The sequence below is a fragment of the Pseudomonas ulcerans genome (genome assembly GCF_036324125.1).
GTDB lineage: Bacteria > Pseudomonadota > Gammaproteobacteria > Pseudomonadales > Pseudomonadaceae > Aquipseudomonas > Aquipseudomonas ulcerans.
This window is the reverse complement of the sequence record NZ_JAZDQN010000001.1, coordinates 65,688-86,546: the sequence shown is the minus strand read 5'-3', so window position 1 is coordinate 86,546 and position 20,859 is coordinate 65,688. Positions and strand designations below refer to the sequence as shown.

22 protein-coding genes are annotated in these 20,859 nt (G+C 65.0%); all 22 read right to left on the bottom strand.

The window, feature by feature from the left end:
- Position 1 precedes the first annotated feature (1 nt).
- A complete protein-coding gene (locus tag V0R59_RS00410; RefSeq protein ID WP_330076909.1) occupies positions 2 to 742 on the bottom strand; it encodes a flagellar motor protein in 741 nt (246 codons plus the stop codon).
- Positions 742 to 1,866, bottom strand: a complete 1,125-nt coding sequence (locus V0R59_RS00405) for a protein-glutamate methylesterase/protein-glutamine glutaminase (protein WP_330076908.1) — start codon at positions 1,864 to 1,866, stop codon at positions 742 to 744. The genes V0R59_RS00410 and V0R59_RS00405 overlap by 1 nt, the downstream gene beginning before the upstream one ends.
- Before the next feature lie 47 nt (positions 1,867 to 1,913).
- Positions 1,914 to 4,160, bottom strand: coding sequence for a chemotaxis protein CheA (locus V0R59_RS00400; protein ID WP_330076907.1), 2,247 nt, complete (start codon positions 4,158 to 4,160; stop codon positions 1,914 to 1,916).
- Positions 4,161 to 4,172: 12 nt separating this feature from the next.
- The gene (locus tag V0R59_RS00395; RefSeq protein ID WP_330076906.1) at positions 4,173 to 4,961 is read right to left on the bottom strand and encodes a protein phosphatase CheZ; all 789 of its coding nucleotides are present in this window, start codon (positions 4,959 to 4,961) and stop codon (positions 4,173 to 4,175) included.
- Positions 4,962 to 4,980: 19 nt separating this feature from the next.
- Complete coding sequence (locus tag V0R59_RS00390) at positions 4,981 to 5,355, bottom strand: chemotaxis response regulator CheY (protein ID WP_330076905.1); 375 nt, start codon at positions 5,353 to 5,355, stop codon at positions 4,981 to 4,983.
- A gap of 106 nt (positions 5,356 to 5,461) precedes the next feature.
- Complete coding sequence (fliA, locus tag V0R59_RS00385; RefSeq protein ID WP_095156978.1) at positions 5,462 to 6,202, bottom strand: RNA polymerase sigma factor FliA; 741 nt, start codon at positions 6,200 to 6,202, stop codon at positions 5,462 to 5,464.
- Positions 6,199 to 7,032 (bottom strand): flagellar synthesis regulator FleN, encoded by an 834-nt coding sequence (gene fleN, locus V0R59_RS00380; RefSeq protein ID WP_009399964.1) that lies wholly within the window; start codon positions 7,030 to 7,032, stop codon positions 6,199 to 6,201. The genes fliA and fleN overlap by 4 nt, the downstream gene beginning before the upstream one ends.
- 120 nt (positions 7,033 to 7,152) lie before the next feature.
- Entirely contained in the window at positions 7,153 to 8,469 is a 1,317-nt protein-coding gene (gene flhF, locus V0R59_RS00375; protein ID WP_330076904.1) for a flagellar biosynthesis protein FlhF, read from the bottom strand.
- A gap of 11 nt (positions 8,470 to 8,480) precedes the next feature.
- Entirely contained in the window at positions 8,481 to 10,610 is a 2,130-nt protein-coding gene (gene flhA, locus V0R59_RS00370) for a flagellar biosynthesis protein FlhA (protein ID WP_330076903.1), read from the bottom strand.
- A gap of 346 nt (positions 10,611 to 10,956) precedes the next feature.
- Complete coding sequence (gene flhB / locus V0R59_RS00365) at positions 10,957 to 12,093, bottom strand: flagellar biosynthesis protein FlhB (protein WP_330076902.1); 1,137 nt, start codon at positions 12,091 to 12,093, stop codon at positions 10,957 to 10,959.
- 2 nt (positions 12,094 to 12,095) lie between these two features.
- Positions 12,096 to 12,872 carry a flagellar biosynthetic protein FliR gene (gene fliR / locus V0R59_RS00360; protein ID WP_330076901.1) on the bottom strand — a complete coding sequence of 259 codons (777 nt, stop codon included), beginning with the start codon at positions 12,870 to 12,872 and terminating at the stop codon, positions 12,096 to 12,098.
- A 7-nt stretch (positions 12,873 to 12,879) separates the two neighbouring features.
- Positions 12,880 to 13,149, bottom strand: a complete 270-nt coding sequence (gene fliQ / locus V0R59_RS00355; protein ID WP_042124652.1) for a flagellar biosynthesis protein FliQ — start codon at positions 13,147 to 13,149, stop codon at positions 12,880 to 12,882.
- A 16-nt stretch (positions 13,150 to 13,165) separates the two neighbouring features.
- Entirely contained in the window at positions 13,166 to 13,918 is a 753-nt protein-coding gene (gene fliP / locus V0R59_RS00350) for a flagellar type III secretion system pore protein FliP (protein ID WP_330076900.1), read from the bottom strand.
- Positions 13,918 to 14,379 (bottom strand): flagellar biosynthetic protein FliO, encoded by a 462-nt coding sequence (fliO, locus tag V0R59_RS00345; RefSeq protein WP_330076899.1) that lies wholly within the window; start codon positions 14,377 to 14,379, stop codon positions 13,918 to 13,920. The genes fliP and fliO overlap by 1 nt, the downstream gene beginning before the upstream one ends.
- Positions 14,380 to 14,850 carry a flagellar motor switch protein FliN gene (gene fliN, locus V0R59_RS00340; RefSeq protein ID WP_330076898.1) on the bottom strand — a complete coding sequence of 157 codons (471 nt, stop codon included), beginning with the start codon at positions 14,848 to 14,850 and terminating at the stop codon, positions 14,380 to 14,382.
- A gap of 47 nt (positions 14,851 to 14,897) precedes the next feature.
- Positions 14,898 to 15,866: a flagellar motor switch protein FliM gene (fliM, locus tag V0R59_RS00335; protein ID WP_330076897.1), complete on the bottom strand. Its 969-nt coding sequence runs from the start codon at positions 15,864 to 15,866 to the stop codon at positions 14,898 to 14,900.
- 9 nt (positions 15,867 to 15,875) lie between these two features.
- Entirely contained in the window at positions 15,876 to 16,376 is a 501-nt protein-coding gene (gene fliL / locus V0R59_RS00330; RefSeq protein ID WP_330076896.1) for a flagellar basal body-associated protein FliL, read from the bottom strand.
- A 142-nt stretch (positions 16,377 to 16,518) separates the two neighbouring features.
- Positions 16,519 to 17,811 (bottom strand): flagellar hook-length control protein FliK, encoded by a 1,293-nt coding sequence (locus V0R59_RS00325; protein WP_330076895.1) that lies wholly within the window; start codon positions 17,809 to 17,811, stop codon positions 16,519 to 16,521.
- Between the two features lie 96 nt (positions 17,812 to 17,907).
- Entirely contained in the window at positions 17,908 to 18,255 is a 348-nt protein-coding gene (locus tag V0R59_RS00320) for an Hpt domain-containing protein (RefSeq protein WP_330076894.1), read from the bottom strand.
- Between the two features lie 25 nt (positions 18,256 to 18,280).
- Complete coding sequence (locus V0R59_RS00315) at positions 18,281 to 19,984, bottom strand: ATP-binding SpoIIE family protein phosphatase (protein WP_330076893.1); 1,704 nt, start codon at positions 19,982 to 19,984, stop codon at positions 18,281 to 18,283.
- A gap of 8 nt (positions 19,985 to 19,992) precedes the next feature.
- Positions 19,993 to 20,307, bottom strand: a complete 315-nt coding sequence (locus tag V0R59_RS00310) for an STAS domain-containing protein (RefSeq protein WP_330076892.1) — start codon at positions 20,305 to 20,307, stop codon at positions 19,993 to 19,995.
- Positions 20,308 to 20,401: 94 nt separating this feature from the next.
- Positions 20,402 to 20,854, bottom strand: a complete 453-nt coding sequence (gene fliJ, locus V0R59_RS00305; protein ID WP_330076891.1) for a flagellar export protein FliJ — start codon at positions 20,852 to 20,854, stop codon at positions 20,402 to 20,404.
- Positions 20,855 to 20,859: the final 5 nt, after the last annotated feature.

Here is a 20,859-nt window from a genome sequence, read left to right as displayed (position 1 = left end):
CTTACTCCATGAAGCCTTGCAGCTTCAGTTCGATGGACCGCGGGTTCTCGCCTTCGGCGATCGACAGCAGGCCTTCCAGGAGCATTTCCCGGTAGCGCGACTGGCGCATGACCTGGGCCTTGAGCTTGTTGGCCACCGGCAGCAGGATCAGGTTGGCGCTGGCCACGCCGTAGATGGTGGCGACGAAGGCAACGGCGATGCCGTTACCCAGCTGCGACGGATCGGCCAGGTTGCCCATGACGTGGATAAGGCCCATCACCGCACCGATGATGCCGATGGTCGGCGCATAGCCGCCCATGCTTTCGAAGACCTTGGCGGCCTGGATGTCGCGGGATTCCTGGGTGAGGAAGTCGACTTCGAGGATGCTGCGGATGGCTTCCGGCTCGGCGCCGTCCACCAGCAGTTGCAGGCCCTTGCGCGCATAGGCGTCCGGTTCGGCATCGGCCACGCCTTCCAGGCCCAGCAGGCCTTCCTTGCGCGCCGTCAGGCTCCAGTTGACCACCCGGTCGATGCCGCCGGCCAGGTCGACCCGTGGCGGGAAGAGGATCCAGCCGAAGATCTGCAGGGCACGCTTGAAGGAACTCAGCGGCGACTGCAACAGCGCCGCGGCGAGGGTCCCGCCCAGCACGATCAGCGCCGCCGGGCCGTTGACCAGCGCACCGACATGGCCGCCTTCGAGAAGGTTGCCGCCAACGATTGCGACAAAGGCCAGGATGATGCCGAGAAGGCTGAGAACGTCCATCAGATACAGGCCTCGACCAGGTGGCGACCGATATCGTCGAGCCCGTAGACCGCGTCAGCCAGGTTGGCCTTCACGATCGCCATGGGCATGCCGTAGATCACGCAGCTCGCCTCGTCCTGGGCCCAGACCTGGCTGCCGCCCTGCTTGAGCAGGCGCGCGCCTTCGCGGCCGTCGGCGCCCATGCCGGTGAGGACCACGGCCAGCACCTTGTCGCCATAGGACTTGGCCGCCGAACCAAAGGTGATGTCCACGCAGGGCTTGTAGTTGAGGCGTTCGTCCCCCGGCAGGATCTTCACCATGCCGCGACCGTCCACCATCATCTGCTTGCCACCCGGGGCAAGCAGGGCCAGGCCGGGACGCAGCATGTCGCCGTCCTCGGCTTCCTTGACGCTGATCTTGCACAGCTTGTCGAGGCGCTCGGCGAAGGCCTTGGTGAAGGCCGCCGGCATGTGCTGGACCAGCACGATGGGCGCCGGGAAGCCGGCCGGCAGTTGGGTCAGGACCCGCTGCAGGGCGACCGGGCCACCGGTGGAGGTGCCGATGGCCAGCAGTTTGTAGGCCTTGCGCTTGGGCGCAGGCGAATGGCTGGCCGCCGCTGCCGGCGCAGGAGCGGCGGCACGGGTCGGCAGCGCGGACGGCGCGCGGGCCGAGCCCAGCGACGATACCGGGCTGGACGAGGTGGTGCTCACCGCCGGCAATGAACTGGAGTAGCTGCTGAACCGACGGTTGCTGCGGGAGATGGTATGGACCTTCTCGCACAGCATCTGCTTGACCTTGTCGGGGTTGCGCGAGATGTCCTCGAAGTTCTTCGGCAGATAGTCCACCGCGCCGGCATCCAGCGCATCGAGAGTCACCCGGGCGCCTTCGTGGGTCAGCGAGGAGAACATCAGCACCGGGGTCGGGCAGCGCTGCATGATGTGACGGACCGCGGTGATGCCGTCCATGGTCGGCATCTCGTAGTCCATGGTGATGACGTCGGGCTTGAGCGACAGTGCCTGGTCGATCGCTTCCTTGCCATTGGTCGCCGTACCGACGACCTGGATGGTCGGGTCCGCCGAGAGAATTTCCGAGACACGGCGGCGGAAGAAACCGGAATCATCCACCACCAGGACCTTGACTGCCATAAACACTCCATTAGGGCGCGCGGCCGCGAAGCCGCGCCACCCGGGTATCAGATTCGCCGTGCGGCGTAACGCTTGAGCATGCTCGGCACGTCGAGGATCAGCGCGATGCGTCCGTCACCGGTGATGGTGGCGCCCGACATGCCCGGGGTGCCCTGGAGCATCTTGCCCAGCGGCTTGATGACCACTTCCTCCTGGCCCACCAACTGGTCGACGACGAAGCCGATGCGCTGGGTGCCCACGGAAAGGATCACCACATGGCCCTCATGCTGCTCTTCATGAGCTGCGGAGCTGACCAGCCAGCGCTTGAGGTAGAACAATGGCAGTGCCTTGTCGCGCACGATCACCACTTCCTGGCCGTCGACCACGTTGGTCCGCGACAGGTCGAGGTGGAAGATCTCGTTGACGTTGACGAGCGGGAAGGCGAAGGCCTGGTTGCCCAGCATCACCATCAGGGTCGGCATGATCGCCAGGGTCAGCGGCACCTTGATGACGATCTTCGAGCCCTGGCCCTTGGCCGAGTAGATGTTGATCGAGCCGTTGAGCTGGGAAATCTTGGTCTTCACCACGTCCATGCCGACGCCGCGGCCGGACACGTCGGAAATCTCGGTCTTGGTCGAGAAGCCCGGGGCGAAGATCAGGTTGTAGCAGTCCGACTCGCTGAGGCGATCGGCCGCGTCCTTGTCCATCAGGCCCTTTTCCACGGCCTTGGCGCGCAGCACCGCCGGGTCCATGCCCTTGCCGTCGTCGGAGATGGACAGGAGGATATGGTCGCCCTCCTGCTCCGCCGCCAGGACCACCTTGCCGCCACGGGACTTGCCCGAGGCTTCGCGCTCTTCCGGGGTTTCCACGCCGTGGTCGACGGCGTTGCGCACCAGGTGGACCAGCGGGTCGGCCAGGGCCTCGACGAGGTTCTTGTCGAGGTCGGTCTCTTCGCCGACCAGCTCCAGGTTGATTTCCTTCTTCAACTGCCGGGCCAGGTCGCGAACCAGGCGCGGGAAGCGCCCGAAGACCTTCTTGATCGGCTGCATGCGGGTCTTCATGACCGCGGTCTGCAGGTCGGCGGTGACCACGTCGAGGTTGGACACGGCCTTGGACATGGCCTCGTCGCCGCTGTTCAGGCCCAGGCGCACCAGGCGGTTACGCACCAGCACCAGTTCGCCGACCATGTTCATGATCTCGTCCAGGCGCGCGGTATCGACGCGCACGGTGGTTTCCGCTTCGCTGGCCGGCGGATGCTTGTCGCCGGCAGCGGCAGGTGCCGCAGCCTGGCGGGCAGGCGCGGCGGCAGCCGGTTTGGCAGCGGCCGGAGCAGGTGCAGGACGAGTAGCTGGCTTGGCGGCAGCAGCGGCCGCTGGTGCGGCTACGGCGGCAGGTGCAGCAGTGGCCGCCACGGCATCGGCGGCGAACTTGCCCTTGCCGTGCAACTGGTCCAGCAGCGCTTCGAATTCGTGTTCGGTGATGTGCTCGTCGCTTCCGGCAGGCGCCGGTGCTTCGCTGACCACGGCAACTGGCGCGGCAACCGCAGCACCCGGCAGCGCGTCCACGGCGAAGGAACCCTTGCCGTGCAACTGGTCGAGCAGGGCTTCGAACTCGGCGTCGGTGATCTCGTCGCTCGGCTCGCCACCCACTTCGGCGACCGGCGCGGCGGCGCTGGTGCCTGGCAGGCTGTCGGCGGCGAACTGGCCCTTGCCGTGCAGCTGGTCGAGCAGGGATTCGAATTCGGCGTCGGTGATTTCGTCGCTGGCGACCTCGGCGTCCTGCGCTTCGGCGGCATCATGCACGGCGCTCAGGGAGTCGAGCAGTTGCTCGAACTCGCTGTCGGTGATGTCGCCGGAAGCGGCAGCCACCGGTTCCGGCGCAGCGGCAACCGCGACAGGCTCGGGCGCGGCGGCAGGCTCGGCACCCGCCGGCTCGGCCAGGCGCGCCAGGGCGCCCAGCAGCTCCGGGGTGGCCGGGGTGATGTCGGTACGCTCGCGCACCTGGCCGAACATGCTGTTGACCGTGTCCAGGGCTTCCAGGACCACGTCCATCAGTTCGGCATCGACCCGGCGCTCTCCCTTGCGCAGGATGTCGAAGACGTTCTCGGCGATATGGCAGCACTCCACCAGCTCGTTGAGCTGGAGGAAGCCGGCGCCCCCTTTTACAGTGTGAAAACCGCGAAAGATTGCGTTGAGCAGGTCGGAGTCGTCCGGGCGGCTTTCCAGCTCGACCAGTTGTTCGGACAGTTGCTCAAGAATTTCGCCGGCCTCTACCAGGAAATCCTGAAGGATTTCTTCATCGGCGCCGAAGCTCATCAAACGTGCTCCCTAAAAACCCAGGCTGGACAGCAGATCATCGACATCGTCCTGACCGGACACGACATCTTCACGTTTATCGGCATGAATCTGTGGTCCTTCACCCCGAGTCGGATGTTTGTTGTGGTCGCTCTCGTCACGCATCTGCTGGCGGTCATGCTCGATACCGGCGAAGCGGTCGACCTGACTGGCCATCAACACGAGCTTGAGCAGATTCTTTTCGACTTCGGTGACCAGCGAGGTCACGCGCTTGATCACCTGGCCGGTCAGGTCCTGAAAATCCTGGGCCAGGAGAATGTCGTTGAGGTAGCCGCCAACTTTGTGGCTATCCTCGGCACTGCGCGCCAGAAACCTGTCGACACGCTGGACCAGCTCGCGAAACTCCGGCGCCGCCACTTCCTTGCGCATGAACCGCTGCCAGTCGTTCTGCAGCAGGCGGGCTTCCTCGCCCAGGTCGTGGAGCACGGGCGTGCCCTGCTCGACCAGGTCCATGGTGCGGTTCGCCGCAGCCTCGGTGAGCTTGACCACGTAGGCCAGGCGCTCGGTGGCGTCGGTGATCTGCGACATTTCCTCGGCCTGCGGGCCGTGGGTGTCGATCTGGAAGCTGACGATCGCGCTGTGCAGCTCGCGCGTGAGCTTGCCGACTTCCTGGTACAGGCCGCGGTCACGGGTCTGGTTCAGCTGATGGATCAGTTGCACCGCGTCGCCGAACTGGCCGCGCTCAAGGCTCGCGACCAGTTCCTGGGCGTGTTTCTTCAGGGTCGACTCGAAGTCGCCCAACGATGATTCGTTATGGTCCATAGCGCCCCCGTTGCACGCCTCAGGCGTTGACGCGTTCGAAGATCTTGTCGATTTTCTCTTTCAGCACCTGGGCGGTGAAAGGCTTGACCACATAGCCGTTGACGCCGGCCTGGGCCGCTTCGATGATCTGCTCGCGCTTGGCTTCGGCAGTGACCATCAGCACGGGCATGTGCTTCAGGCGCTCGTCGGCACGTACCTTGCGCAGCAGGTCGATGCCGGACATGCCGGGCATGTTCCAGTCGGTCACCAGGAAGTCGAAGTTGTTGCTTTCGAGCATGGGCAGCGCGGTGGTGCCGTCGTCGGCCTCGTGCGTGTTGGTGAAGCCCAGGTCACGCAGCAGGTTCTTGATGATCCGCCGCATCGTCGAGAAGTCGTCAACGATGAGGATTTTCATATCTTTGTTCAATTAGACCTCCAAGCAGTCTTTAACGCGTCCAGCGCTGAACGCGCGTTCAATCAATTCCGGCTACCACGTTGTCACGACTGCATCGAACCCGCGTTCAACGCGCCCGCCATTCCCCCAGCCGGCTACGCAGACGGGCTGCGCACTGGCTGTGCAACTGGCTGACGCGCGACTCGCTGACCCCCAGGACCTCACCGATTTCCTTGAGGTTCAGCTCTTCGTCGTAGTACAGGGCCAGGACCAGGCGTTCGCGTTCCGGCAGGTTGGCGATCGCGTCGGCCAGGGCTGCCTGAAAGCGCTCGTCTTCCAGATCGCGCGACGGCTCGAGCTGGGCACTGGCGCCATCCTCGTGCAGCCCTTCATGCTCGCCGTCCTGCAGCAGGTCGTCGAAGCTGAACAGGCGGCTGCCCAAGGTATCGTTCAAAATCCCGTAGTAATCATCGAGACTCAATTGAAGTTCGGCAGCAACCTCGTGATCTTTAGCGTCACGGCCGGTTTTTGCTTCAATTGCACGAATCGCGTCGCTGACCATGCGGGTATTGCGGTGTACCGAGCGCGGCGCCCAGTCGCCCTTGCGCACCTCGTCGAGCATCGCACCGCGGATGCGGATGCCGGCGTAGGTCTCGAAACTGGCGCCCTTGCTCGAATCGTATTTGTTGGAGACTTCGAGCAGGCCGATCATCCCGGCCTGGATCAGGTCCTCCACCTGCACGCTGGCCGGCAGCCGCGCCAGCAGGTGGTAGGCGATGCGCTTGACCAGCGGGGCATAGCGCTCGATCAGTTCGTACTGGGCGTCACGTGAAGCCTTGCTGTACATCCGGTAGCCGCTCGCGCTCATAGCACAGGTCCCGCACTGGTCGGTTGCACCAGCCGCTCGACGAAGAACTCCAGGTGTCCACGCGGGTTGGCCGGCAGCGGCCAGCTGTCGACCTTCTGCGCGATGGCCTTGAACGCCAGCGCGCACTTGGAACGCGGAAAGGCTTCATAGACCGCTCGCTGCTTCTGCACTGCCTTGCGTACACACTCGTCGTAGGGAACTGCACCGACGTATTGTAGGGCGACATCGAGGAAGCGATCCGTGACCTTGGTCAACTTGGCGAACAGATTGCGGCCTTCCTGGGGACTCTGCGCCATGTTGGCGAGGACGCGGAAACGGCTCATGCCGTAGTCGCGGTTGAGCAGCTTGATCAGGGCGTAGGCGTCGGTGATCGAGGTCGGCTCGTCGCAGACCACCAGCAGCACCTCTTGCGCGGCGCGGACGAAACTGACCACCGAGTCACCGATACCCGCAGCGGTGTCGATCACCAGCACGTCGAGGTTGTCGCCGATCTCGCTGAAGGCCTGGATCAGGCCGGCGTGCTGCGCCGGGGCCAGGTGCACCATGCTCTGGGTGCCGGACGCGGCCGGGACGATACGCACGCCACCGGGGCCCTGCAGGAGCACGTCGCGCAGCTCGCAGCGGCCTTCGATGACGTCGGCCAGGGTGCGTTTGGGGGTGAGCCCGAGCAGTACGTCGACATTGGCCAGGCCAAGGTCGGCGTCCAGCAGCATGACGCGACGGCCGAGCTCGGCCAGTGCCAGCGAGAGGTTCACCGACACGTTGGTCTTGCCAACGCCACCTTTGCCGCCTGTCACGGCGATCACCTGTACGGGATGCATGCTACCCATGTTTGTTCTTTACCTTGTCTTGCTTAGACCGAGGCCACATGACGGGCCGCGCCGGCTACAACCGCGAACTGCCACGCGGACCCTGTGATGCAGGTACTGTGCAACTGATACATATCCACCTCAGCCGACTCGCTTGCCGTCACTGTGGTACAGGTCGGCGAACATGTCGGCCATGGCCTCCTCGCTCGGCTCGTCCTGCATCTGCACGCTGACCGCGCGGCTCACCAGCTGGTGGCGACGTGGCAGGTGGAGGTCGTCAGGAATGCGCGGGCCATCGGTGAGATAGGCCACTGGCAATTCATGACTGATGGCCAGGCTCAGGACTTCGCCCAGGCTGGCGGTTTCATCGAGTTTGGTCAGGATGCAGCCGGCCAGGCCGCAGCGCTTGTAGCTGTGGTAGGCGGCGGACAGCACCTGTTTCTGGCTGGTGGTGGCCAGGACCAGGTAGTTCTTCGCCTGGATGCCACGGCCAGCCAGGGTTTCCAGCTGCATGCGCAGGGCCGGGTCGCTGGCCTGCAGGCCGGCGGTATCGATCAGCACCACGCGCTTGCGCAGCAGCGGCTCCAGCGCCTGGGCCAGGGACTGGCCCGGGTCGACGTGGGTCACCGGGACGTTGAGGATGCGGCCAAGGGTCTTGAGCTGTTCCTGGGCGCCGATACGGAAGCTGTCCATGCTCACCAGGGCCAGGTTCTGCGCGCCGTACTTGAGCACGTAGCGCGCGGCCAGCTTGGCCAGGGTGGTGGTCTTGCCCATGCCGGCCGGACCGACCATGGCGATCACCCCGCCCTCCTCGATCGGCTCGACTTCCGGCACGTGGATCATCCGCGCCAGGTGCGCCAGCAGCATGCGCCAGCCGTGGCGCGGATCGACGATGTCCTGGGTCAGGTCGAGCAGGTCGCGGGACAGCGGACCGGACAGGCCGATGCGCTGCAGGCGACGCCAGAGGTTGGCCTGGTGCGGCTTGGCACCCTGCAGCTGGCTCCAGGCCAGCGAGCCGAGCTGGACTTCCAGCAGCTCGCGCAGGCCCGACAGCTCGGAGCGCATCGAATCGAACAGGCGCGGGTCGATGGCCGGGGCCACGGGCGCAGGCGCCGGTGCTGGCGCCAGCTCTTCGAGGCGGGTTTCCACCAGCGGCTCGGAGGCGGTCAGCGGCAGGCCGGCGAACAGCTGGCGGTTGCCGGTGTCGGTGTCGTTGCGGCTGCTCAGCTCGGCCTGGGCGGTGGCGATGCGCGATTCGGTCTTGCGCAGCTCGTCTTCCAGCTCGACGTTGGGCACGCGCGGGGCCAGGGCGGACAGCTTGTAGTCCAGCGCCGCCGTCAGCTCGACACCGCCAGCAATCCGTCGGTTGCCGATGATGGCGGCATCAGCCCCCAGCTCATCGCGAACCAGCTTCATGGCCTGACGCATATCGGCGGCGAAAAAACGCTTAACTTGCATAACCCACTACCTCAGCCGTTGGGGCCCACTGTGGCGACGATGGTGACTTGCTTGTTGTCAGGTATTTCCTGATACGCCAAAACATGCAAATTCGGTACAGCCAGGCGACCGAAGCGCGACAGCATCTGACGGATCGGCCCTGCAACCAGCAGGATGGCCGGCTGACCTTGCATCTCCTGACGCTGGGCAGCTTCGATCAGCGAACGCTGAAGCTTTTCAGCCATGCTCGGCTCAAGAAGAACACCGTCTTCCTGACCTTGCCCGGCCCTTTGCAGACTATTGAGCAAAATCTGTTCCAACCTTGGTTCGAGCGTGATCACAGGCAGCTCGGACTCAGTCCCGACAATGCTTTGCACGATAGCGCGACACAATCCGACGCGGACTGCAGCGACCAGTGCGGCGGTATCTTGACTCTTGCTGGCGTTGTTCGCGATCGCCTCGGCGATGCTACGGATATCCCTGACGGGAACCTGTTCCGCCAGCAGGGCCTGGAGCACTTTCAGCAAGCCGGACAGTGGCAGCACGCCAGGGACGATTTCCTCGGCCAGCTTCGGCGAGCCCTTGGCCAGCACCGCCAGCAGTTGCTGCACTTCCTCGTGGCCGATCAGCTCGTGGCAGTGCTTGTAGAGAATCTGGTTGAGGTGGGTGGCGACCACGGTACTGGCGTCGACCACGGTATACCCCAGCGACTGCGCCTGGCTGCGCTGGCTGACGTCGATCCACACCGCCTCCAGGCCGAAGGCCGGGTCGCGCGCAGCGATGCCGTTGAGGGTGCCGAAGACCTGGCCGGGGTTGATGGCCATTTCCCGCTCGGGGAAGATTTCCGCCTCGGCGAGGATCACCCCCATCAGGGTCAGGCGGTAGGTGCTCGGCGCCAGGTCGAGGTTGTCGCGGATATGCACGGTGGGCATGAGAAAGCCCAGGTCCTGGGACAGCTTCTTGCGCACGCCCTTGATCCGCGCCAGCAGCTGCCCGCCCTGGTTGCGGTCCACCAGCGGGATAAGGCGATAGCCGACCTCCAGGCCGATCATGTCGATCGGGGTGACGTCGTCCCAGCCCAGCTCCTTGGTTTCCGCGGCGCGTTGCGGCGAGGGCAGCAGGTCCTGCTGGCGCTGCACTTCCTGGGCCGCCTTGACCTTGGCCTGGTTCTGCTTCTTCCACACCAGGTAGGCGCCGCCGGCGGCCATCAGGCCAAGGCTGAGGAAGGCGATGTGCGGCATGCCGGGGACCAGGCCCATGACGATCATCAGCGCGGCGGAAACCGCCAGGGCCTTCGGCGAATCGAACATCTGCCGGTTGATCTGCTTGCCCATGTCTTCCGAGCCGGAAGCACGGGTCACCATGATCGCGGCGGCGGTGGAGAGCAGCAGCGACGGCAGTTGCGCCACCAAACCGTCACCGATGGTCAGCAGGGCGTAGACCCGGCCGGCGTCGCCGAAGCTCATGCCGTGCTGGGCCATGCCGATGGCCATGCCGCCGATCAGGTTGATGAACAGGATCAGCAGGCCGGCGATGGCGTCTCCGCGGACGAACTTGCTGGCACCGTCCATGGAGCCGTAGAACTCGGCTTCCTGGGCCACTTCGGCGCGACGGGCCTTGGCCTGGTCCTGGTTGATCAGGCCGGCGTTGAGGTCGGCGTCGATGGCCATCTGCTTGCCGGGCATGGCGTCGAGGGTGAAGCGCGCGCTCACCTCGGAGATACGCCCGGCACCCTTGGTCACCACGACGAAGTTGATGATCATCAGGATGGCGAAGACGACGATACCGACCACGTAGTTGCCGCCGATGACCACGTCACCGAAGGCCTGGATCACCTTGCCCGCCGCGCCATGGCCGTCGTGGCCATGGAGCAGGACCACCCGCGTCGAGGCGACGTTCAGGGCCAGGCGCAACAGCGTGGCCACCAGCAGGATGGTCGGGAAGGCAGCGAAGTCCAGTGGCCGCAGGGCGTACACGCAGACCAGCAGGACCACGATGGACAGGGCGATGTTGAAGGTGAAGAAGACGTCGAGGAGGAACGGCGGGATCGGCAACATCATCATTGCCAGCATCACCAGCAACAGCACCGGCACGCCGATGTTGCCCCTACCCAGGCTGGTGAGGTTGCTGCGCGCGCTGTTGATCAGTTGGGAGCGGTCCACCGGTCTTCCTCTTCAAGCAAACTTTTGACGCCACGCAGGCGCTTGGCGCTGCTCTTTGCAAGAAGCTTTCCAACTTTTTCAAATGAAGGATCGGGGTGGGCCAGCGATAGGCATAGATACCCACACACCTCTAACGGGCGAAACACAGACCCTGTGGGAGCGGATTTATCCGCGATTGGGCGCGAAGCGGCCACAAAACCGGTGCTCTCGGTGTGCCAGAAAGACTTGGGACTCAGGTTTTACGACAGCTGCGCCGCCGATCGCGGCGGTCCGGCGCTCCGGTGAATCCGCTCCTACACCGACCGCGTTGCATGCAGCGATAGGGCCCGGAAGAACAACCGGAGAATCAGGAGTCGCGACGCAGATCCGGCGGAATCGGCAGGTCCTGGAGCGGCTCCGGCGGCTTGCCCTTGCCGGCATGATACTGCCGCAGCTGATAGACATAGGCCAGCACCTGCGCCACCGCCAGGTACAGCCCCGCCGGAATCTCTTCCTCAAGCTCGGTGGAGTAGTAGATCGACCGCGCCAGCGCCGGCGACTCCAGCAGCTGGATATTGTTCTGCACCGCGATCTCGCGGATCTTCAGCGCGATGAAATCCGTGCCCTTGGCCAGCAACAACGGCGCCGAGCCCTTCTCCGGATCGTATTTCAGGGCCACCGCGTAGTGCGTCGGGTTGGTGATGATCACGTCGGCCTCGGGCACCGCGGCCATCATCCGCCGCTGCGAGATCTCGCGCTGGACCTGGCGGATGCGCTGCTTGACCTCCGGCTTGCCCTCGGTGTCCTTGTATTCGTCGCGCACTTCCTGCTTGGTCATCATCAGCTTCTGCTTGGCCTGGTAGAGCTGGATCGGCACGTCCACCGCAGCGATGATCAGCAGCCCGCACGCCATCCACAAGGCACTCCAGGCCACCACCTGGACGCTGTGGATGATCGCCTGGTCCAGCGGCTCGTTGGCGATGGCCAGCAGGTCGTCGCGATCCGCCGACAGCACCGCCAGGGCCACCAGCAGGATCACGAAGAACTTGGCCAGGGCCTTGAGCAGCTCGGCCAGCGAGTGCATGGAGAACATCCGCTTGATCCCCGCCAGCGGATTCATGCGGCTGAACTTGGGCGCCATGGAGCCTGCGGCGAACAGCCAGCCGCCCAGCGCGATCGGCCCGATCAGCGCTGCCAGCAGGAGCACCAGCAGCACCGGCTGGGTGGCCAGGATCGCCAGCTTGCCCGAGGACAGCAGGAAGATGCCCATGTAGCGCTCGTCCATCAGCACTTCCCGGGACAGGCTGAAGTTGCTGCGCATGATCTCCATCAGCGCACCCGCCAGGAATCCGCCGAAACTCAGCAGCCCGAGGGCCCCGGCGAGCATCACCGCCACCGTGTTGAGCTCCTTGGAACGGGCGATCTCGCCCTTCTCCCGAGCGTCGTTCTTGCGTTTCTCGGTGGGGTCTTCCGTCTTGTCCTGACCGCTCTCGCTCTCTGCCATGCTCAGCGCGCCCGTGCCAGTTCACGCAGCCATTGCAGCGCCTCGGACGCCAACGACTGGTAGTGGGAAAGAATGTCGGCCATGCCGATCCAGAAGATGCCCATGCCCAAGACCAGGGTCATGGGGAAACCGATGGAGAAGATGTTCAGTTGCGGCGCGGCGCGGGTCATCACGCCGAAGGCGATGTTGATCACCAGCAGCGCGGTGATCGCCGGCAGCACCAGCAGCAACGCCGCGCCCAGCACCCAGCCGAGGCGCCCGGCCAGGTCCCAGAAATGGTTGACCATCAGCCCGCTGCCCACCGGCAAGGTGGTGAAGCTTTCGGTGATCACCTCGAACACCACCAGGTGCCCGTTCATCGCCAGGAACAGCAGGGTCACCAGCATGGTCAGGAACTGGCTGATCACCGTGGTGTTGACGCCGTTGGCCGGATCGACCATGGACGCGAAGGCCAGGCCCATCTGGATCGCGACGATCTGCCCGGCGATGACGAAGGCCTGGAACAGCAACTGCAGGGAAAAGCCGAACAGCGCGCCGATGATGATCTGCTCGCCCACCAGCAGGAAGGCACTGAGGTCCAGCGCCTCGATCGGCGGCATCGGTGGCAGCGCCGGCACGATCACCACGGTGATGGCCACCGCGAAGTACAGGCGGATGCGCTGCGGCACCAGCGAGGTGCCGAACACCGGCATGGTCATCAGCACCGCCGCCACGCGAAACAGCGGCAGCATGAAGCTGGCCACCCATGTGGAAATCTGCGTGTCGGTCAGTTCGAGCATGCCGCGCTCAGCCGATCAACTGGGGGATGCTGCCGTACAACGACAGGATGTACTCCATGAACTTCTGCACCAGCCACGGCCCGGCGACGATCAGGGTGACCAGCATCACCAGCAGGCGCGGCAGGAAGCTCAGGGTCTGTTCGTTGATCTGGGTGGCGGCCTGGAACATCGCCACCAGCAGGCCCACCAGCAGGCTCGGGATCACCAGCACGGCGACCATCAGGGTGGTCAGCCACAGGGCATCGCGGAACAGGTCGACTGCGACTTCTGGCGTCATCTTCGTTCTCCCCTCGCTATACGCCGCCGAAACTGCCGGCCAGGGTGCCGATGATCAGCGCCCAACCGTCCACCAGGACGAACAGCATGATCTTGAACGGCAGGGAAATGATCAGCGGCGACAGCATCATCATGCCCATGGCCATCAGCACACTGGCGACCACCAGGTCGATGATCAGGAACGGGATGAAGATCATGAAGCCGATCTGGAACGCGGTCTTCAGCTCCGAGGTGACGAAGGCCGGGACCAGGATGGTCAGCGGCACCTGGTCGGGGCCGGCGATGTCGGTGCGCTTGGACAGGCGCATGAACAGGTCGAGGTCACTCTGCCGGGTCTGCGCCAGCATGAAGTCCTTCAGCGGCACCTGGGCCTTTTCCAGCGCCTGCTGCGCGGTCAGGGTCTCGGACAGGTACGGCTGCAGGGCGTCCTTGTTCACCCGGTCGAACACCGGGCCCATGATGAACATGGTCAGGAACAGCGCCAGGCCGATGAGGATCTGATTCGACGGGGTCTGCTGCAGGCCCAGCGCCTGGCGCAGGATCGAGAAGACGATGATGATCCGGGTGAAGCTGGTCATCAGGATGACGAACGCCGGGATGAAGCTCAGCGCGGTCATGATCAGCAGGATCTGCAGGCTGACCGAATATTCCTGCTGGCCGTTCGCGCCGTTGGACAGGGTGATCGCCGGGATCGACAGCGGGTCGGCCGCCAGCGCCATCGGCGCCGCGACCAGCAACAGCAGCGTCAGCAGGGTTCGCAATGCGGCCATCACGGCTTGTCCTTCTGGTCCTTGCCCAGCAGCTCCATCAGGCGCTGGGCGAATTCCGGCGTGGCCGGGCGAGTGCTGGCCGGCGCCGCGACGGGCCGGGTCATGACATGCAGGGTGGTCAGGCTGCCCGGGGTGTGGCCGACGAGGATCTGCTCGTCGCCTACCTGCACCAGCAACAGGCGGTCACGCGGGCCGACCTGGCGGCTGCCGACCACCTGGATCACCTGGTTGGCGTTGGGCGCGGCGTTCTGCACCCGGCGCAGCAGCCAGGCGAGGAAGAAGATCAGCCCCAGCACCAGCAGCAGGCCGAACACCAGCTGGGTCAGCTGGCCGGCGACGCTGCCGGAGGTCGCCGGTGCCGCCACGCTGGCCGCCGGCGTGGCGCCGACCTGCGCCGACAGGGCCAGGGGAAGCCAGCACAGGCTGGCAGCGGCCGCCAGCAGGGAGAGAAGACGCTTCACTCAGCGCAGCTTCTTGATACGTTCGCTCGGGCTGATCACGTCGGTCAGGCGGATGCCGAACTTCTCGTTGACCACCACCACCTCGCCGTGGGCGATCAGCGTGCCGTTGACCAGCACGTCCAGCGGCTCGCCGGCCAGGCGGTCGAGCTCGATCACCGAACCCTGGTTGAGCTGCAGCAGGTTGCGGATGCTGATCTCGGTGCTGCCCACTTCCATGGAGATGTTCACCGGGATGTCCAGGATCACGTCCAGGTTCGGACCTTCCAGGCTGACCTGCTCGTTCGGGCGCGGCGAGCTGCCGAACTCTTCCATCGGCAGGCGACTGGCGCCACCGCTGGAAGCGCCACTGTCGCCGGCCATCAGCGCGTCGATATCGGCCTGGCCGCCGTCGCCGCTTTCGCTCAGGGCTGCCGCCCACTCATCGGCCAGGGCCTGCTCTTCCATCGAAGTAATGTCGTTTTCGTTAGCCATCTTGTCCTCGACAAGCAATCAAATCGGTTTAATGAGGGGTCGGGCGATCAGCGCCGCTCGATGGGCGCCTTGATCTGCAGGGCCAGGGTGCCTTTGTGCGAACCCAGGCTGGCCTTGAACGACGGCACGCCGTTGGCACGCACCACCAGGTCTTCAGGCAGCTCCACGGGGATCACGTCACCCGGCTGCATGTGCAGGATGTCGCGCAGCTTCAGCTGGCGGCGGGCGACGGTGGCGCTGAGCGGCACGCTGACGTCCAGCACGTCCTCGCGCAGGGCCTTGACCCAGCGCTCGTCCTGGTCGTCGAGATCGGACTGGAAGCCGGCATCGAGCATTTCCCGCACCGGCTCGATCATCGAGTACGGCATGGTCACGTGCAGGTCGCCGCCACCGCCATCGAGCTCGATATGGAAGGTCGAGACCACCACCGCTTCGCTCGGGCCGACGATGTTGGCCATGGCCGGGTTGACCTCGGAGTTTATGTACTCGAAGTTGACCGGCATGATCGCCTGCCAGGCTTCCTTGAGGTCGACGAAGCACTGGTCGAGGACCATACGCACCACGCGCAGCTCGGTCGGGGTGAACTCGCGCCCCTCGATCTTGGCGTGACGCCCGTCGCCGCCGAAGAAGTTGTCCACCAGCTTGAACACCAGCTTGGCGTCGAGGATGAACAGCGAGGTACCACGCAGCGGCTTGATCTTCACCAGGTTGAGGCTGGTCGGCACGTACAGCGAGTGCACGTATTCGCCGAACTTCATTACCTGCACCCCGCCGACCGCCACGTCGGCGGAGCGCCGCAGCAGGTTGAACATGCTGACGCGGGTGTAGCGGGCGAAGCGCTCGTTGATCATTTCCAGGGTCGGCATGCGACCGCGGACGATCCGGTCCTGGCTGGTCAGGTCATAGCTCTTGACGCTGCCGGGATCGGTATTGGATTCGGTTTGCACCAGGCCATCGTCGACGCCATGCAAGAGGGCGTCGATTTCGTCCTGGGACAGCAGGTCCTGTACGGCCATCTTGGGTTCCTACTGCAATACGAAATTGGTGAACAGCAACTGGTCGACGACCAGCTTGCCGACTTCCTTCTGCGCCACTTCCTGGACACTGGCAGTGGCCTTCTGACGCAGCATTTCCTGGCCGACCGGGGTCGCCAGCGATTCGAACGCCTGGCCGGAGAACAGCATCACCAGATTGTTGCGAATCACCGGCATGTGCACCTTCAGGGCGTCCAGCGCGGCCTGGTCGCGGGCCTGCATGGTGATGCTCACCTGCATGTAGCGCTGGCGGCCGTTCTGGTTGAAGTTGACCACGAAGGCCGGCGACATGGATTCATAGATGGCCGGCTGCTTGACGTTGGCAGCCGCCGCAGCGGGCTCGGCCGCCGGCTTGCTGTCGGACTTGTGCAGGAAGAACCAGGTGGCGCCCACGGACAGGCCGATCGCCAGCAGCAGGGCCAGCACCAACAGCAGGATCAGCTTGAGTTTGCCTTTTACCGCGGGGTCTTTGACTGCTTCGCTCTTCGCCATGCCAATAATCCGTCACTCACAGGAGGTTTGTTCCACTATGGCGTGTGGGCGAGCAAGTGTTATGCCAGTTTCATTGAGGGGACAGGCGACATGGCCCCTGTGGTAGCTGGCAAACCAGCGCCTGCAGGGGCCATGCGGGAAGTCAGACCACGTAGTCGACGGTGCTGGAACCGATGACGGTCTGTGGCTCCATCGCTGCGGCAGCGGCGGCCACATCGGTGTCGGCGCCCTCGGCATTGCGCCGACCGGCGACGCCGCTCATCTTCGGCGTGTCGTCCTGGCTGCCATTGTGCTGCTGGCGCGACTGGTCGGCGACGTTCACGTCCGGCTGGGCCAGACCCTGCTGGCTGAACAGCTCGCGCAGGCGCGGCACCTGGCTTTCCAGGCTTTCGCGTACGCCGGCATGACCGCTGGTGAAGGTCACCTGGGTCGCATCGGCGCCCATGTTCACGCGGATATCGAGACGCCCGAGCTCCTTGGGTTCCAGCTGAATATCGGCAGACTTGAGGTTCTGGCTGGACAGGTACATGACGCGGTTGACCAGGCCCTCGCTCCAGCCGCTCTGGTTCATCGCCAGGGGCTGGTGCAGCGGCGCGGGCGCCACGGCATTGGCGGTCTTGGCGGTAACGGCCTGGGTCAGGCTGGCCAGGCGATTGGCGAAGTCGTCGACCCGGGTGTCGCTGCTGGCACTCTTGATGTCCTTGAGGCCATCGTCGATCAGGTTGGCGAAGGCCTTGTCGCCGCCCTCGCCCTGGCCGGCCTCGGCATCCGCCGGTTCGAGCATCTGCGCCAGTGTATTGACGGCTGGCTGCTGGCCTTGGGCGGTTTCCGTCGTCGCCGGCTTGGCATGGGTCGAGGTGGTGCCCTGGGCCTGGGCATTCTGCTCCAGTGCAAGACGCAGCACCGGCAGATCGGCCAGGGCATCGCCGTCCGGATCGAAAGCTTCGTCCTCGGCAACCGGCGGCGTGATGGCTGCCGCCTGGGCCTGCTGGCTGGCAGCCTGGATCACCGGTGCCACCGCCTCGGCCTGGGCCTGCAGCAGTTGCGCACCCTCGGGCGCGTCGGTCAGCTGGCCAGCCACCAGGTTGGCATCGACGGACTGGCTGTCGCCCTCGGCCACCGTGCTGTCGTCATCGGCCGGCTCGGCAGGCTTGGCCTGGACATCGCGCTCGTCAGGCAATTTATTGCCGCCATCGGCAACCTTGCCATCGGCCTTGCCGCTGTTTGCCGCCGATTTGTCGACTCCGTCACGATCCCGCGCCGGTGCCTGGACCTTGCTGGCGGCGTTGTCCCGGGACTGCTGCGCATAGACCCGGGAGAAGTCCGGCCCCTTGTCGTTGAGGCTCTGCTGGGCTTTGTCCAGGCTGCTGGCCTGGGCCTTGGCGCTCTTGGCGGCAACGCTGGATTGCAGCAATGGGTTTGATGCGACGGGCATGAAAAAGGTCTCCGCTACAGAAGCTCGTCATCACGAATAGCGAAGCCTACGCAAAAGTCGCGCCAGGTTGCCCGCCCGGCGCGACCCACGAGCCAATCAACCGACCAGAACGCGCTCGCGCTCGGCCCGGTAGAGCTGGCGTACCGCGGTGAACTCGCGGTCGATCTGGTTGATGAGGTCCTCGATGCCGAACAGCGACTGCTGCTTGACTCGCTCCTCCAGTTGCCGGCACAGCTCGGCCAGGCCGATTGCGCCCATGTTGCTGCTGCTGCCCTTGAAGCTGTGCGCCGCCAGCCCCAGTTCCTCGGCGCTGCGCGCCTTGTACAGCTGGCGCAGGCGGTTCTCGGAATCCTCGAGGAAGGTTTCCAGCAGGTTCAGGTAGCCACCTTCCATGACCTCCTGGAGGTCTCTCAACACCTTGTGGTCAACATGAATATCGGACACTTGTTCACTCCTTGATCAAGCCGGATTATGCCAGAGCATCCCAGGCGAACTCCACGCGCGCCCGGCGCCCACCGTCGGTCCATTCGGCGTGCCGGCTCAGGCGGCGCACCAGGTTCAGTCCGCGGCCACTCAAGCGCTGCTCCACGGGCGGCGGCGCTTGCACCTTTGCAACATCGAAGCCGTGGCCGCTGTCCTCGACTTCAACGATGAGACGTCCGCCGCCCTTGTACGGTTCCACCCGCAGGTCGAGGCGGATATGACCGCTGCTCAGCGCCTCCAGGCGCCGATTGCGTTCCTGATAATAGGCATTGAATCCATTGGCATCGCGTTTCTGCGCGGAATCCAGGCCCAGCACGCCGTGCTCCAGGGCATTGGCATAGAGTTCGTTGAGCACGCAGTGCAGGGCCCCGCTCTGCTTGCGCAGGCCATGCACCTCCTGCAGCACCTGCATCAGCCAGGGCAGCGGATTGAAGCGCTTGAGGGTCTGCGCGCGAAACTCGATGGACAGCGACCAGTCCAGCGGGCTCGATTGCCCACTGTCGGAATACACCAGCGGCGGCGGCGCCAGTTGCTCCGGGGCGACCACGGTGATTTCCAGCATGCTGACATCGTCCCGCGAGCGCCCGCGAAAAGCCTCCAGGGCCCGCAGCACATCCTCGAACAGATTCCCTGGTTCCTGGTTGTCGGCGAACACCTGCTGCAGGCGCTCGACGCCGAACAGTTGCTCGCTTTCGTCGCAGGTGTCCACCACCCCGTCGGAGAGCAGGAACAGCCGATCACCCAGGGCCAGCGGCAGCACGTCGGTGTGCTCGTCGAACTGCTCGGCCGCCAGCACCCCCAGCGGCAGGTGTCGCGAGACCAGGGGAATGGTCTCACCGCCTGCCGCCGGCAGCAGGTAGCCGTCCGGCATGCCACCGTTCCACACCTCGACCATGCGCCGCTCAAAGCTGAGGTTGAGCAGCAACGCGCAGCAGAACATGTCCACCGGCAGGATGCGCTTGAGCTTGGCGTTCATTTCCCGCAGGGTCTCGGCCAGGCCATAGCCCTTGGCGGTCATGCCATAGAACACCTCGGCCAGCGGCATCGCCCCCACCGCCGCCGGCAGGCCGTGGCCGGTGAAGTCGCCGAGCAGCACATGCATCTCGCCGGTGGGGGTGAATGCCGCCAGCAGCAGGTCGCCGTTGAACAGCGCATAGGGCGATTGCAGGTAACGGATATTCGGCGCGCTGAGGCAGCCGGCATGGGCAACCTGGTCGAACACCGCCTTGGCCACGCGCTGCTCGGTAAGCAGGTGGTCGTGATGCCGCGAGATCTCGTCGCGCTGCTCCAGCACCGTCGCCTGCAGGCGCCGCAGACGGTCCATGGCGCGGATCTTGGCGGCCAGCACCACCGGGCTGTAGGGCTTGGCGAGAAAATCATCGCCGCCCGCTTCCAGGCAGCGCACCAGCGCCTCGTCCTCGGTCAGGGAGGTCAGGAAGATGATCGGCACCAGTTCCTCGCCGGCCAGCGCCTTGATCCGTCGCGCCGCCTCGAAGCCGTCCATCACCGGCATCACCGCATCCAGCAGCACCAGCTGCGGGCGCTGCTCGGCGAACAGCGCCACGGCAAGCATGCCGTTTTCGGCGGTCAATACGCGGTGCCCCTGCTTGCGCACGAGGGTCGCCAGCAACAGGCGGTCAGTGGCGCCGTCTTCGACAATCAGCACGGTAAGGGCTTGCTGGCTGCTCATGGCGTCGCTCAACTGATCTCGAAGAGCTTTTCGAAGTTGGAGATGGCGAGGATCTTGCGCACATCGGGCGTGGTGTTGATCACGCTGATCTGCGACTCCTCGCCGGCATGGTCGCGCAGCAGCAGCAACATGCCGAGGGCCGAGCTGTCGAGGTAGGTCGCCTCCTTGAGGTCGACCACCACCGCGTCGAACTGCCGGGACGAGCGACCGCTGTCGTCCTCGTAGGTCCGGCGGAATTCCTGGTGCTTGCCGAAATCGAAACGACCCTTGACGCGGATCGTCAGTTTTTTCCCATCCGGGGACAGCTCGGATTCAACGGCCATGTTGATAATTCCTTCGACGTTGGCGAAAGCGAACCTTTAAAGGTTTAGCAGTCGCCCGAATGGCCGGCAAGGGATGCCGACCAGCGCCCGAAGGTCAGTAGTGATCGTGGCGCGGCAGGCGCTGGGACAGCTCGTCGAGGAGCTTCTGCTCGCGCTTGTCCTCCAGCACGCGAGCCTCCTCGATATAGCGCTGGACCAGCTTGCGCAGGCCCTCGACCCGGGCATAGGCCTGCTGCCAGGTGCCACGGGCGCTGTCGAGGTTGTTCTGGTGCCAGGTCAGGCTCTGGTGCTGCTGGGCCACTGCGGTGTCGAGCTGGCCGAGGAAGCGCTGGAAGCCCACCAGCCATTTGCCGGACACCCCCTGGCTGCCGCGCTGCATCCATTGCTGCTGGTAGTCGGCGCGGAACTGGTCGAGCTCGGCGAGCTTGGCCTGGGCCAGGTTGACCTGCTGCTGGAAGTGGCCGAGACGCTGGGCGGCCTTGCGCTCGGCGTCCTCGGCCATCTCCACCACAGGGACCAGGCGGGCGGCACGGCTGGGCTGGGCCATGACCT

Bases quoted from the DNA above. Each gene is read 5' to 3' on its own strand.
- V0R59_RS00410 (WP_330076909.1), bottom strand. From the start codon at position 742: ATGGACGTTCTCAGCCTTCTCGGCATCATCCTGGCCTTTGTCGCAATC.
- V0R59_RS00405 (WP_330076908.1), bottom strand. From the start codon at position 1,866: ATGGCAGTCAAGGTCCTGGTGGTGGATGATTCCGGTTTCTTCCGCCGC.
- V0R59_RS00400 (WP_330076907.1), bottom strand. From the start codon at position 4,160: ATGAGCTTCGGCGCCGATGAAGAAATCCTTCAGGATTTCCTGGTAGAG.
- V0R59_RS00395 (WP_330076906.1), bottom strand. From the start codon at position 4,961: ATGGACCATAACGAATCATCGTTGGGCGACTTCGAGTCGACCCTGAAG.
- V0R59_RS00390 (WP_330076905.1), bottom strand. From the start codon at position 5,355: ATGAAAATCCTCATCGTTGACGACTTCTCGACGATGCGGCGGATCATC.
- fliA (WP_095156978.1), bottom strand. From the start codon at position 6,202: ATGAGCGCGAGCGGCTACCGGATGTACAGCAAGGCTTCACGTGACGCC.
- fleN (WP_009399964.1), bottom strand. From the start codon at position 7,032: ATGGGTAGCATGCATCCCGTACAGGTGATCGCCGTGACAGGCGGCAAA.
- flhF (WP_330076904.1), bottom strand. From the start codon at position 8,469: ATGCAAGTTAAGCGTTTTTTCGCCGCCGATATGCGTCAGGCCATGAAG.
- flhB (WP_330076902.1), bottom strand. From the start codon at position 12,093: ATGGCAGAGAGCGAGAGCGGTCAGGACAAGACGGAAGACCCCACCGAG.
- fliR (WP_330076901.1), bottom strand. From the start codon at position 12,872: ATGCTCGAACTGACCGACACGCAGATTTCCACATGGGTGGCCAGCTTC.
- fliQ (WP_042124652.1), bottom strand. From the start codon at position 13,149: ATGACGCCAGAAGTCGCAGTCGACCTGTTCCGCGATGCCCTGTGGCTG.
- fliP (WP_330076900.1), bottom strand. From the start codon at position 13,918: ATGGCCGCATTGCGAACCCTGCTGACGCTGCTGTTGCTGGTCGCGGCG.
- fliN (WP_330076898.1), bottom strand. From the start codon at position 14,850: ATGGCTAACGAAAACGACATTACTTCGATGGAAGAGCAGGCCCTGGCC.
- fliM (WP_330076897.1), bottom strand. From the start codon at position 15,866: ATGGCCGTACAGGACCTGCTGTCCCAGGACGAAATCGACGCCCTCTTG.
- fliL (WP_330076896.1), bottom strand. From the start codon at position 16,376: ATGGCGAAGAGCGAAGCAGTCAAAGACCCCGCGGTAAAAGGCAAACTC.
- V0R59_RS00325 (WP_330076895.1), bottom strand. From the start codon at position 17,811: ATGCCCGTCGCATCAAACCCATTGCTGCAATCCAGCGTTGCCGCCAAG.
- V0R59_RS00315 (WP_330076893.1), bottom strand. From the start codon at position 19,984: ATGAGCAGCCAGCAAGCCCTTACCGTGCTGATTGTCGAAGACGGCGCC.
- V0R59_RS00310 (WP_330076892.1), bottom strand. From the start codon at position 20,307: ATGGCCGTTGAATCCGAGCTGTCCCCGGATGGGAAAAAACTGACGATC.
- fliJ (WP_330076891.1), bottom strand. From the start codon at position 20,854: ATGGCCCAGCCCAGCCGTGCCGCCCGCCTGGTCCCTGTGGTGGAGATG.